10 protein-coding genes are annotated in these 12109 nt (G+C 70.8%); 4 read left to right on the forward strand and 6 right to left on the reverse strand.

All coding sequences use genetic code 11. The features are described from left to right. Positions 1 to 18: 18 nt before the first annotated feature. From ACFYNU_RS01410 to ACFYNU_RS01425, 4 genes are all read right to left on the reverse strand, one after another. Positions 19 to 969, reverse strand: a complete 951-nt coding sequence (locus tag ACFYNU_RS01410) for an aminoglycoside phosphotransferase family protein (RefSeq protein WP_356590351.1) — start codon at positions 967 to 969, stop codon at positions 19 to 21. Then, positions 966 to 1943 carry a pyridoxal-phosphate dependent enzyme gene (locus ACFYNU_RS01415; RefSeq protein WP_356590349.1) on the reverse strand — a complete coding sequence of 326 codons (978 nt, stop codon included), beginning with the start codon at positions 1941 to 1943 and terminating at the stop codon, positions 966 to 968. Before ACFYNU_RS01415 ends, ACFYNU_RS01410 begins: the two co-directional genes overlap by 4 nt. A gap of 113 nt (positions 1944 to 2056) precedes the next feature. After that, entirely contained in the window at positions 2057 to 5341 is a 3285-nt protein-coding gene (locus ACFYNU_RS01420) for a tetratricopeptide repeat protein (protein WP_356590347.1), read from the reverse strand. After that, positions 5338 to 5727, reverse strand: a complete 390-nt coding sequence (locus ACFYNU_RS01425; RefSeq protein ID WP_356590345.1) for a hypothetical protein — start codon at positions 5725 to 5727, stop codon at positions 5338 to 5340. Before ACFYNU_RS01425 ends, ACFYNU_RS01420 begins: the two co-directional genes overlap by 4 nt. 236 nt (positions 5728 to 5963) lie before the next feature. Between ACFYNU_RS01425 and ACFYNU_RS01430 the strand changes: the two genes are divergently transcribed. Together ACFYNU_RS01430 and ACFYNU_RS01435 are read left to right on the forward strand one after the other, a co-directional pair. Further along, the gene (locus ACFYNU_RS01430) at positions 5964 to 7121 is read left to right on the forward strand and encodes an acyl-CoA dehydrogenase family protein (RefSeq protein ID WP_356590343.1); all 1158 of its coding nucleotides are present in this window, start codon (positions 5964 to 5966) and stop codon (positions 7119 to 7121) included. Between the two features lie 116 nt (positions 7122 to 7237). Next, positions 7238 to 8152, forward strand: coding sequence for an acyl-CoA thioesterase II (locus ACFYNU_RS01435; RefSeq protein WP_356590341.1), 915 nt, complete (start codon positions 7238 to 7240; stop codon positions 8150 to 8152). 83 nt (positions 8153 to 8235) lie between these two features. Here the strand turns inward: ACFYNU_RS01435 and ACFYNU_RS01440 are convergent, their stop codons facing one another. Further along, positions 8236 to 9024, reverse strand: a complete 789-nt coding sequence (locus tag ACFYNU_RS01440) for a phosphatase (protein ID WP_356590339.1) — start codon at positions 9022 to 9024, stop codon at positions 8236 to 8238. Positions 9025 to 9190: 166 nt separating this feature from the next. On the opposite strand from ACFYNU_RS01440, the gene ACFYNU_RS01445 reads away from it, so the two are divergent. Next, positions 9191 to 9700, forward strand: a complete 510-nt coding sequence (locus ACFYNU_RS01445; RefSeq protein WP_356590337.1) for a peroxiredoxin — start codon at positions 9191 to 9193, stop codon at positions 9698 to 9700. 70 nt (positions 9701 to 9770) lie between these two features. Here the strand turns inward: ACFYNU_RS01445 and ACFYNU_RS01450 are convergent, their stop codons facing one another. Beyond that, positions 9771 to 10373, reverse strand: a complete 603-nt coding sequence (locus ACFYNU_RS01450; protein WP_356590335.1) for a TetR/AcrR family transcriptional regulator — start codon at positions 10371 to 10373, stop codon at positions 9771 to 9773. A gap of 88 nt (positions 10374 to 10461) precedes the next feature. On the opposite strand from ACFYNU_RS01450, the gene ACFYNU_RS01455 reads away from it, so the two are divergent. Then, positions 10462 to 12093, forward strand: a complete 1632-nt coding sequence (locus ACFYNU_RS01455; RefSeq protein ID WP_356590333.1) for a carboxyl transferase domain-containing protein — start codon at positions 10462 to 10464, stop codon at positions 12091 to 12093. Positions 12094 to 12109: the final 16 nt, after the last annotated feature.

Raw genomic sequence — 12109 nt, forward strand, 5'->3', positions numbered from 1 at the left:
GGTGGCGGGCCCGTGGCCTCACACGTACCGGTCCAGCAGGGCCTGGACGTACTCCTCCAGCCTGCCGGCCAGCACGGCCGGGGTCAGGTCGGTCCGTCCCAGCTCCCGCCAGGGGACGGCGACCTTCTCGGCGTCCGGCGCGAACGCCAACGCGTCCAACAGGCGCCAGTACAGATGCGCCGCGCGGTCCTCGGCCAGTGAACCGCCCGCCTCCGTATAACGGTCGGCGAAACTCATGCCGGCGGGAACGCCGTGCAGCAGCGCCAGGGCGGTCGAGCAGTGCGCCACGTCCAGGTCGGCCGGTCCCCAGGAGGTCTCCACCCAGTCGACCACGCCGCTGATCCGCAGGTCGTCGCCCGCGCCGTCGAAGAGGACGTTGCCGGGGTGGAAGTCACGGTGCAGGAAGCAGGGTCGGCAGTCGGGAGGCTCGCGCCGGATGACGTCCACGGCGCGCCGCCACAGCTCGGGCCGCCGGGTGGTCTCCGGCACTCTCACCCGCTCCGGTCCGGTCCATGCCTGGTACACGCGCGGCCGGGTCTCCTCGCTCACTCGTACGCGGTGCACGCTCAGCAACTGACGGGCCAGCAGCGCGGCACGCCGCTCCGCTCCCTCGTCCGCCAGCCGGACCGTGCCGGGCAGCAGGGTCATGAGCAGCGAGGGGTGGTCGCACCGCTCCGCCGTGGCGTCGACGGCCACGAGCCGGGCGGCGGGCACCTCGGTGTGGTCGAGCAGCCGCTGGATGTCCGCCTCGCGGGTCAGCAGCCCTTCGGCGTGCCTGAGGTAGAAGGGCTTGACGAAGGACCGGAGCACCAGCGAACGCCGGCCTCGCGGCCCCCGGATGTCGAGACGGCGCATCCGCGATGTCCAGCCCCCACGCAGGCGTACGACGTCCTCGACGCGCTCCGACGGACGCAGCCACTCCTCAACCCACGCGCGCGTGGCGCCCAAGTCCCGCTCTCCGTCCGTCACTTCGCGTCCTCGGCCGTACCGACCCAGCGGCGGTACGCGTCCAGGTCGACGTTACCGCCGCACACGACGGTGGCGACGTGCCGGCCCGCGAAGCGGTCGCGGTCTTCGAGGATCGCCGCGATGCCGAGCGCGGCCGACGGTTCGACGACGAGCCCGGCGTGGTCGTGGAGCATCCGCACACCCGCGACGATCGACGCCTCCTTGACCAGGACGGCGTCGTCGGCGACCAGCAGGAGATCGTCCAGGACGGCCGGAATGGGGTACCGGCCGGCGACGCCGTCGGCGATGGTGTCGGTCGATTCGGTGGTGACCACGCGCCGTTGGCGCCACGAACGCGTCATCGCCGGTGCGCCCAGCGGCTGGACACAGATCACCTCGACGCCGGGCGCCAGGGCCTTCAGCACATGCCCCACCCCGGTGGCCAGCGCCCCGCCGCCGAGAGCGATCAGTACGGCGTCGAACGACGCGGCGGCGTCGGCCAGTTCCAGTCCGACGGTCGCCGCGCCCTCGCAGGTCTCGATGTCCAGACTGTCCTCGACCAGGCGGATCCCGTCGTACCGCGCGATCTCCGCCGCCCGCTCACGGGCCGACTCGTGGTCGCCGTCCACCAGTTCCAGCCTGGCGCCCAGCGCGCGGATACGGTCGAGCTTGGCCACGGTCGCGAAGCGCGACGCGACGACGGTCACAGCCAGCCCCCGGCCACGCCCGGACCAGGCGAGGGCCTGCCCGAGATTGCCCGCGCTGGCACACACCACGTCCCGCGCCCCCTTCTCGGCGAGCAGACTCGCGACCACCTCGGTGCCGCGCCCCTTGAAGCTGCGCACGGGATTCGCCGTTTCGAGCTTGACACTCACGGCGCACCCGAGGCCGGGCTCCAGCGCCTCGCAGCGGTAGAGCGGAGTGTCGAGGAAGACCGGGTCGATCACCCGGCGTGCCGCCCGGATCCGTGCGGTGTCGAGACGCGTCTGCTGCACGAGACCGGAGCGTAGCGCGGGAGGCAGCTCAATTCCGAAGGATCAAGAGGTTGGTTCGGGGCAGGGCGGGGTTGGGGGCAGGGCGGGGCCCGGCGCCGACGTGCCCCGGACTCTCACACCTGGTCGTCCTCCAGGAGCCGGAGCCGGTCCTGGATGTAGGCGACCGTGAGTTCGGCGCCGCCCGTGTGTGACAGGGAGAGCGCCCGTTGGTAGTGGGCACGCGCCTGGTCCGCGTCCCCCGCCCGCTGACAGACGAGGCCAATACCGGTGAGGACGTCCGCGAGTTGAGTGCGCTCGCCGATGGCCTCGGCAAGGGTCAGAGCCTCGCGGAAGAATCCGCCGGCTCGCTCGTCGTCGCCCTGTGCACGGTAGGTGTGACCGATACCGGTGAGGGCCTCGGCACGGCGGTAGCGGTCGCCGATGTCGTCGGCGAGCTCCAGGGCCTTGCGGTAAAGGTCTTCCGCTTGGTCGTAGTCCCCCCGCACGCGGTAGGAGCGAGCGATTCCGGTGAGGGCCTCGGCTTGTTGGTAGCGGTTGTCGATGGCCTCGGCGAGATCCAGAGCCTTGCGGAAGAAGCCGCGCGACCGCTCGTCGTCACCCTGCGCACGGTACGTGTGGGCGATACCGATGAGTGCGACGGTCTGACGGAGCCGATCACCGAGAGCCTCCGCGATACCGAGGGCTTCACGGAAGAACCGTCGCGACCGCTCGTAATCGCCCTGCATACGGAAGGTCTGAGCGATACCGGTGAGCGAACTGCCCTGGTGGAGCCGGTCGCCGAGAGCCTCCGCCATACCGAGGGCCCGGCGGAAGAAGCCACGCGACCCGTCGAAGTCGTCCTGCATGAAGTGGCTGTGAGCGATGCCGGTGAGGGCCGCCACTTGACGGACGCGGTCGCCGATGTCCTCGGCGAGGGCCAGTGCCTCGCGGAAGAGATCGCCCGCCCGGCCGTAGTCGTCCTGCATGCGGTGGGTGTGGGCGATACCGGTGAGGACTTCGGCCCGGCGGTGGTGGTCACCGCAGGCTTCGGCGAGAGTCCGTGCCTCGCGGTAGAGTTCGCGCGCCCGATCGTGGTCGTGCCGCATGTGGTGGATGTCGGCGATGCCGGTGAGCACACCGGACCGACGGGCACGGTCGCCGGTGGTCTCGGCGAGATCCAGAGCCTTGCGGAAGAAGTCCCTCGCCCGGCCGTAGTCGTACTGCGTGCGGTAGGTGTGCGCGACGATGATGAGGGCGTCGATCTGGCGGAGGCGATTGCCGCTGTCCTCGGCTGCCGCCAGGAGCGCGCTCGACAGCGCGCGGGCCTGCTCGACGACACCGATCAGGCGCAGCCAGCCCGCCAGTCGCAGAGCCAGCAGCCCTGATCCCGGCCATCCCTCGGCCAGGGCCTCGAAGGCGGCCGCCCGCAACTCGCCCGACCGCTGTTCGAGCCAGGCCCGCGCGGCCCGCGGATCCGTGAACTCCGGGCCGTCGGCGGTCTCCTCGCCGTGGACGGCCACGCCGTAGACACTGGTCGACGCCGCGTGCAGCCGATCGGCGAGATGGCCGTACAGCCGCGCCCTGGCCTCTGTTCGTACGGCCGCCGCACGCGGCTCCGCCGCCGCCGACGCGTGGCGCCGGAACAGGTCGTGGAAGGAGAGCCGGTCCCCGTCCGCCAACAGCAGGTTCCGCTGGACCAGTTGGGTGAGGCCGACACCCGCCCCGGGCTCGCCTACCATGACGGCGATCGAGTCCCGGCCGAAGTCGTCCCCCGGGTGCCACGCGCAGTGCCACAGCAGCGTCCGCAGCGCCTCCGGCAAGGCGTCGTACGAGGTGGTGAAAGCCAGGCGTACCGCCTCGTAGCCGTCCAGGACGTGCACCAGCGGATCGTCACGCCGCATGCTCGTCAGCACTTCCGCCACCGGCATGTCCCGCAGCAGTACACCGACAGGACGCAGCGCGACCGGGATGTCGTGGCACCGGGCCGCGATCTCCGCGAGATCGCCGCGCTCCGCGCCCGCGCCCGCGCCGTCACCTTCACCGACCTTGTGGAGCAGGGCGATCGATTCGGTACGGCTGAGCCCGGCCACGCCCAGACGTATGTCCGCGTCGATGTCGCCCAGCCTGTCCCTGCTCGAAATCAGCGCCAGCGAGGGCGACTTGGGACCCGGCAGCAACGTCCGCAACTGGTGCGCGTCACGGGCGTTGTCCAGGAGCAGCAGTGCGCGGCGGCCCGACAGCCAGGAGCGCCAGGCTTCGGCGCGTCCGGCGGGGTCCTGGGGGATCTCGGCGGGCTGGAAGCCGATCAGCTGAAGGTGTTCGATGATGATCTGGTCGGGATCGCGGGGCTCCCGTTGCGGTGTGAAGCCCGCCAGGTCGATCTCGAAGTGCGCGGCGTCGAAGAGCGGCGCCACTCGCGCGGCGACCTGGCGCAGCAGTTCCGACTTGCCGACACCGCCCATGCCGTGGACCACGCACACCCCCGGGCCGCCGCCCGCCTCGGCCGTCTGTCGGGCAGCAGCCGTGAGGCGGCCGATCTCCGTCTCGCGGCCGATGAAGACGTCCCGGACGGCCGACAGGGTGTTGAGCCGGGACGCCAGGTCCGGCACTCCCCTCCCCGGTCCGACGTACGCCCTGTTGCGGGCCAGCGGGATGTCGCCGCCGAGGTTGCGGCTGCCGACCTGGGGCAGCGGCAGTCCCTTCGCACGGAGGCCGGCGTGCAGGCTCCGGTAGACGACGTTGAGATCGAGGACCGGGCGGTGTTCGCCCGGCAGGCCGTCCTCGTCGCCCGGTACGGGGCCGGCCAGCCCGCCCTCCAGCAGCGCGATCAGTTCACCGGTGAAGGCGCTGTAAGGGCCGGACGGCGGGCAGAAGGCCGTGGCCGTTTCGGCGGAGGCGGTCAGTACGCATGTCTTGTCGATCTCGGCGCGGGTGGCCAGGACTTGAGGAGCCGCCTTCGCCGGCTCGGCGGCGCTCATGCCGCCGGCCAGTGCGATACCGCTGAAGCAGCAGTCGATGACGACGACCTTGTGCACGGCCGGTGAGCGACTCACGGCTTCGCGGATGTCGGCGTACCGCAGCGTCCGGTACCACTTCCCCGTCGGCTCCGATTCCGGCAGTGCCAGATACAACTGCCGTTCGTCGCCCGGGTCGGTGATGCCGTGTCCGGCGTAGTAGACCACCAGCAGATCCGTGGCCTCCTCCGCCGCGCGATGCAGATCGTCCAGCAGGCTGCCGGGGTCGGCGGGTTGCAGCCGCTCCACACAGTGGTCCGGGGTCAGGCCGCCTACGTCGTCGCTGGTCAGCAACTGGCCGAGCCTGGTCACGTTCCCTTCGACGGGTCCGAGCGGTGGCAGGTGCCGGAACGTATGCGCGCCGATCAGGACAGCCCTTGACGAATCCGGATCCGCCGGTTTCACCCGGCGTCCCCCGCCGGATCCCCGCCATCGCTCTCCGGATCCGCACCTTCGCCGGCACCCTCTCGAAGCGCGCGCAGAATTCGCTCGATCTCCTCGGCCGACGCGTCCGTGACGGTCACAACCGTGTCCCCGTGCTCCAGGCGCACCGTACGGCCGTTGAGCGCGGCTCCCCGCGCCGTACGCCAGGCGGCGATCGCCACAGCCAGGTTCGCCACCGCGACGCCGTTGCTGAGCAGCACGTCGAGCACATCGAACGTGCTCATCCCGCCACTCGCCGACGACTCCACCGCCACCGGAATGCGGCGTGTGCCCGGATCCCGTCCCAGCCAGGACCGCAGATGAGCGACGGACAGCGCGTCACCCTCGATGAAGATCCGAACCCTCACCCTTGCCCACCCTCTGTCGGCTGCTGTGGCAATCACCCTGCCCCATGGGCTTGTTGCTCCGCCACCGATCGCCTCATCCCAAGGAGGCTGTGACGCCGCTGACACCGCACCTCTCTGGACACCCTTGCGAACCCCCCGGTAACTTGAACTGAGCAAGCGCTTAGCCATCCGCGACTCGGATCGCTTCAGACCGCTTCAGACCGCTCAGACCGCTCAGACCGAAGGAGAGGGCTTCCGTGCGCCGTAGCGTTTACAACGAGGACCACGAGGCGTTCCGGGAGACCCTCCGCGCCTTCATCGAGGCCGAGGTCGTCCCCGTCTACGACGAGTGGTACGCCGAGGGCCTGGTGCCCCGGGAGTTCTACTACAAGCTCGGTGAGCTGGGCATCTTCGGTATCGAGGTGCCGGAGGAGTACGGCGGCGCGGGTGAGGAGTCCTTCAAGTTCCAGGCGATCGTCTCCGAGGAGTGCGCCCGCGCGGGCGTCTCCTTCGGAGGGTCGAGTGTGCATGTCGCGCTCTGCCTGCCGTATGTGAAGGCGTACGCCACCGAGGAGCAGAAGAAGCGCTGGCTGCCCGGCTTCGTGACCGGCGAGAGCATGTACGCCATCGCCATGACCGAGCCCGGCACCGGGTCCGACCTCGCGGGCATGAAGACCACGGCGAAGCTCTCCGCCGACGGTTCGCACTACGTCCTCAACGGCGCGAAGACCTTCATCACCGGCGGCGTGCACGCCGACCGCGTCATCGTCTGCGCCCGGACCGCCCCGCCGAGCCCGGAGGACCGCAGGCACGGCATCTCGCTCTTCGTCGTGGACACCAAGTCCGAGGGGTACGCGGTCGGCCGCAAGCTCGACAAGCTGGGGCTGAAGTCCTCGGACACCGCCGAACTGTCCTTCAGCGACGTCAAGGTGCCCCTCGACGACCTGCTCGGCGAGGAGAACAAGGGCTTCTCCTACCTGGGCCAGAATCTGCCGCAGGAGCGCCTGGGCATCGCCGTCGGCGCGTACGCGCAGGCGTCGGCCGCCGTCCGGTTCGCCCAGAACTATGTCCAGGACCGCACCGTCTTCGGCAAGACCGTCGCCTCGTTCCAGAACACCAAGTTCGAACTGGCCGCCTGCAAGGCCGAGGTCGACGCCGCCGAGGCCGTCTGCGACCGCGCACTCGAAGCCCACGACGCGGGCGAGCTGTCGGCAGCCGAGGCCGCGTCGGCGAAGCTCTTCTGTACGGAGGTCGCGCACCGCGTGATCGACAAGTGCCTTCAGCTGCACGGCGGCTACGGCTACATGAACGAGTACCCGATCGCCCGCCTGTACGCGGACAACCGCGTCAACCGCATCTACGGCGGCACGAGCGAGGTCATGAAGATGATCATCGCCAAGTCCATGGGCCTGTAAGGCCGCGGGGTCGCAAGGGCCGCGACACCGCAGGCTCGCTCAAGCTCAATCTCAAGCTCCGCAGCATCTCAGGTGCGGAAGTCCCGCACACACAAGCGCAAGCGATCAGAGCCACCATGAACGCACTGGAGTCCCTCCTCGATCTGCTCGACCTGGAGCGGATCGAGGAGGACATCTTCCGCGGCCTCAGCCGCCCGACGGTGGTCCCGCGCGTCTACGGCGGCCAGGTCGCCGCGCAGGCCCTGGTCGCCGCGGGCCGTACCGTCCCCGCCGACCGCCCCGCCCACTCCCTGCACGCGTACTTCCTGCGCGCGGGCGATCCGGGGGCGCCGATCGTCTACACCGTCGACCGCATCCGCGACGGCCGGTCCTTCACCACGCGCCGGGTCGTGGCCGTCCAGCACGGCCGGCCGATCTTCCATCTGTCGGCGTCGTTCCAGACGTACGAGGAGGGCCTGGAGCACCAGGCGGGGATGCCGCCCGCGCCGGACCCGGAGTCGCTTCCCACGGCGGCCGAACTGCTGCCCCGCCACACGGACCGCTTCGTCGACCCGTCCGTGGTCGACCGGCTGCTCGAGACACGCGCCGCGGTGGATCTGCGGTACGTGGACGACCCGCCGTACGCCACGGCCGGGCAGGTGCGCGAGGCCCGCTCGCAGGTGTGGTTCCGTACCGTCGGCAAGCTCGCCGACGACCCGCTGCTGCACGTCTGTCTGGCGACGTACGTCTCCGACATGACGCTGCTCGACTCGGTGCTGCTCGCGCACGGCCGGGGCGGCTGGGCGAGCGGGGACATCGTCGGGGCGAGTCTGGACCACGCCATGTGGTTCCACCGTCCCTTCCGCGCGGACGAATGGCTGCTGTACGACCAGACGTCGCCGTCCTCGTCCGGCGGCCGGGGGCTCGGCCAGGCGCGGATCTACACGCGGGACGGGCAACTGGCGATCTCGGTGATCCAGGAGGGCGTCATGCGCGTACCCAGGGGCCGGGACCGGGGAACGCGGGACGGCTCCGGGGCGGGGCGCGACTGAGCCCGGCCGCTGTTCATCTCCTCAGCGCCGGGCCGCTGTGGTGCCGTGGTGCCGCTCGTCCGTGCTCAGACGGCTCGGACGGCTCAGACGGTGTTCGTGAGGCCGGCCTCGTGCAGCAGGTACTCCGTCATCGGGTCGTAGAAGCGCGGGTCCGTGACGTGGTCGTCCAGCGGGACCGTCACCTGGAGCGTGCCCTCCGCCTCGCCGATGAACAGGGCCGGGTCGTTGCAGTCCGCGTACCCGATGGAGTCGAGCCCCCGCTGGCCCGCGCAGCCCGCCCAGCCGTGGTCGGCGAGCACCAGGTCCGGCTGCGGTCTGCCGTCGCGCTCCAGGCCGTCCAGGATGGCCCGCATCGGTTCGGGCGAGTGGGTGTGCCAGAGCGTCGCCCCGCGCTCCAGCATCGCGACGCCCGCGAACTGGAAGAGCATGCCCTCGTCGGCCGTGAGGCCGCCGGGGATCCGGATGATCTCGCAGCCCGCCAGTCGCAGCGCGTCCGCCGTCTGCCGGTGCACGTCGAGCAGGCCGCCGGGGTGGCCGGTGGCGAACAGCACGCTCTCACGGCCCTCCGCCGCCTTGCGCAGCCGCGTGGCCATCCGTCCCAGGGCGTCGACGGTCAGCTCGGGGTCGATGGTGTCCTGGCCGTGCCGGTGCTCCGGATCGTCGTTGACCCCGCACCGCTCGGCCATCACCGCGAGCACGTCCTGCTCGTCGGTCCAGCGGTCTCCGAGCTCCAGGCCCAGCCAGAAGTGGCGGTCGCCGTTGGCGAGCTTGCGATAGTGGGAGAGGTTGTTGTCCCTGGGTGTGGCCACGTCTCCGGCGATACGCGTGCGGACGAGGTGGTCGACGAGAGCTTCGCGGCTGGGTATCGGCATGAGCCCATTGTGCCGTCAGATGTACGCGCGGTGCCGCTCGTCCCCGCGATCGTCCCGGAGACCGGACGGGAACAGGGCGGGAACAGGACGGGAACAGCACGGGGGGACGACGGAGAGCACGGAGTGCCCGGTCCGCGGCGCACCCGAATCAGCGAAGGAGCCTCTTGTGGCAGCATCACCCGATCTCGGCGGTCCCGTCGCGAGCTTCACCCTGCCCGGCGGGGTGCTCGAAAGGGCGGCCGACGGGGAAGTCCGCGGGGACGACACCTTCGTACGGAGGGAGTACAGCCTCGACGAGCGGCGGGGCCACCCGCTGGTCCTCGCCTTCTACCCCGGTGACGACACGAGCGTCTGCACCAAGCAGTTGTGCTCGTACTCCAGCGGTCTGGAGACCTTCACCGAGCTGGGCGCGGAGGTGTGGGGCATCAGCCCGCAGGATCTCGACAGCCACGAGGCGTTCGCCCGTAAGTACGGCCTGCGGATCCCGCTGCTCGCGGACACCGACCGGGCGGTGGCGCGGGCGTTCGGGATCGCCGCGCCCGGGATCGGGCTGCGTCGCGCGGTCTTTCTGATCGCGCCGGACGGGACGGTGCACTGGAAGCACGTGGCGCTGCTCGGCGCGACCTTCCAGCCGGTTCAGACACTGGCCAGGGAGCTGGCCGGGCTCAGAACCTGACGTTCTCGGCGCCGGACCAGGACCAGGACCAGGGCTCGGCGCCGGATCAGGACCAGGACTCGGTGCCGGACTAGGAGTCGGTGTCGCCGAGGGCGGCGAACGCGCCGTGCGCGAGGCGCCGCAGGAGCGTTTCAGCCACGGCGCGCGGAGGGGTACCGCGCCCGGTGGGGCTCAGATGGGGCGTCGAGTTCAGCAGGCCGAAGACGGCGTGCACGGCGCCCCGCGCGACCGGCTCGGGCAGATCCTGGTGGATCTCGCGTACGACACCCACCCACAGCTCCACGTACTGCCGCTGGAGCTGCCGTACGAGCTTGCGGTCGCTGTCCCTGAGGCGGTCCAGTTCGCGGTCGTGCAGGGTGATCAGCGGGCGGTCGTCGAGGGCGAAGTCGATATGGCCGTCGATCAGCGAGGCGAGCACGGCCGCCGGGTCGCCCGTCGAGGCCGCCACGCGCTTCCTGCCGCCGTCCAGCAGCCGGCCGCTGATGCCGACGAGCAGTTCGGCGAGCATGGCGTCCTTGCCCGCGAAATGGCGGTACAGGCCCGGCCCGCTGATGCCGACGGCGGCCCCTATCTCATCGACGCCCACCCCGTGGAAACCGCGCTCGGCGAAGAGCCTGGCGGCCTCGTTGAGGATCTGCTCGCGGCGCGTCGGTGCCGCGGTCCTGGTGCTCATGGAAATCCATTCTAGACAGGACGGTTAGCGGTCGTTAACCTGAGAGCGTCACGTTAACGCTTATTAACCGAGCGAGGGAGCTCGACCGATGCAGCAGGCACCCGTGCTGGCGAGCGCCGCGGACCCGGCGTCGGAGGCCTGGCGCGCCAACGAGGCGGCGCATCAGGAGCTCTCCGACGCGCTGCGCGGCCGGCTCGCCGCCGCCCGGCTCGGCGGCGGTGAGAAGTCCCGCGCCCGCCATGTGGCGCGCGGGAAGCTGCTGCCCCGCGACCGCGTGGACACCCTGCTGGACCCGGGCTCGCCCTTCCTGGAGCTGGCCCCGCTGGCGGCCGAGGACATGTACGGGGGCCAGGCGCCGGCGGCCGGGGTGATCGCCGGGATCGGCCGGGTCGGCGGCCGTGAGGTGGTCGTGGTCGCCAATGACGCCACGGTCAAGGGCGGCACGTATTACCCGATGACAGTGAAGAAGCATCTGCGCGCCCAGGAGGTCGCGCTGGAGAACAGGCTGCCGTGCGTCTATCTCGTGGACTCGGGCGGCGCCTTCCTGCCGATGCAGGACGAGGTCTTCCCCGACCGTGACCACTTCGGCCGGATCTTCTACAACCAGGCGCGGATGTCCGGCGCCGGCATCCCGCAGATCGCGGCCGTCCTCGGCTCCTGCACGGCGGGCGGCGCGTATGTGCCGGCGATGAGCGACGAGGCCGTGATCGTCCGCGACCAGGGCACGATCTTCCTGGGCGGCCCGCCGCTGGTGAAGGCGGCGACCGGCGAGGTCGTCACCGCCGAGGAGCTGGGCGGCGGCGAGGTCCACTCGCGTACGTCGGGGGTGACCGACCATCTCGCCGAGGACGACGCGCACGCGCTGCGGATCGTGCGCACGATCGTCTCGACGCTCCCCGGGCGCGGCCCGCTGCCCTGGCGGGTCGAGCCGGCGGAGGAGCCGAAGGTCGACCCGGCTGGGCTGTACGGGGCGGTGCCGGTCGACTCGCGCACGCCGTACGACGTCCGCGAGGTCATCGCCCGGCTGGTGGACGGCTCGCGGTTCGCGGAGTTCAAGTCCGAGTTCGGTACGACGCTGGTCACCGGCTTCGCGCGGATCCACGGCCACCCGGTGGGGATCGTCGCGAACAACGGCATCCTGTTCTCCGAATCGGCCCAGAAGGGCGCGCACTTCATCGAGCTGTGCGACCAGCGGGGCATCCCGTTGCTCTTCCTTCAGAACATCTCGGGTTTCATGGTCGGCAAGGCGTACGAGGCGGGCGGTATCGCCAAGCACGGCGCGAAGATGGTGACGGCCGTGGCGTGCGCGCGCGTGCCGAAGCTCACCGTCGTGGTCGGCGGTTCGTACGGCGCGGGGAACTACTCGATGTGCGGCCGGGCCTACTCCCCCCGCTTCCTGTGGATGTGGCCCAACGCCAAGATCTCGGTGATGGGCGGCGAGCAGGCCGCCTCCGTGCTCGCGACGGTCAAGCGCGACCAGATCGAGGGGCGCGGCGAGCAGTGGCCGGCCGAGGAGGAAGAGGCCTTCAAGGACCCGGTGCGCGCGCAGTACGAGTCGCAGGGCAACGCCTACTACGCGACGGCGCGGCTCTGGGACGACGGGGTGATCGATCCGCTGGAGACCCGCCAGGTGGTCGGTCTGGCGCTGACGGCCTGTGCGAACGCCCCGCTTCCCCAGAAGGACAGCACCGCCCCCGGCTTCGGCGTCTTCCGGATGTGAGTGACAGATGACCACC

The sequence above is a fragment of the Streptomyces sp. NPDC006643 genome (assembly GCF_042870175.1).
Classification (GTDB): Bacteria; Actinomycetota; Actinomycetes; order Streptomycetales; family Streptomycetaceae; genus Streptomyces.

What these genes read in the sequence shown, in the direction of transcription:
- ACFYNU_RS01435 (WP_356590341.1), top strand. Translation starts at nt 7,238, where the DNA reads ATGAACGCACTGGAGTCCCTCCTCGATCTGCTCGACCTGGAGCGGATC.
- ACFYNU_RS01440 (WP_356590339.1), bottom strand. Translation starts at nt 9,024, where the DNA reads ATGCCGATACCCAGCCGCGAAGCTCTCGTCGACCACCTCGTCCGCACG.
- ACFYNU_RS01450 (WP_356590335.1), bottom strand. Translation starts at nt 10,373, where the DNA reads ATGAGCACCAGGACCGCGGCACCGACGCGCCGCGAGCAGATCCTCAAC.
- ACFYNU_RS01455 (WP_356590333.1), top strand. Translation starts at nt 10,462, where the DNA reads ATGCAGCAGGCACCCGTGCTGGCGAGCGCCGCGGACCCGGCGTCGGAG.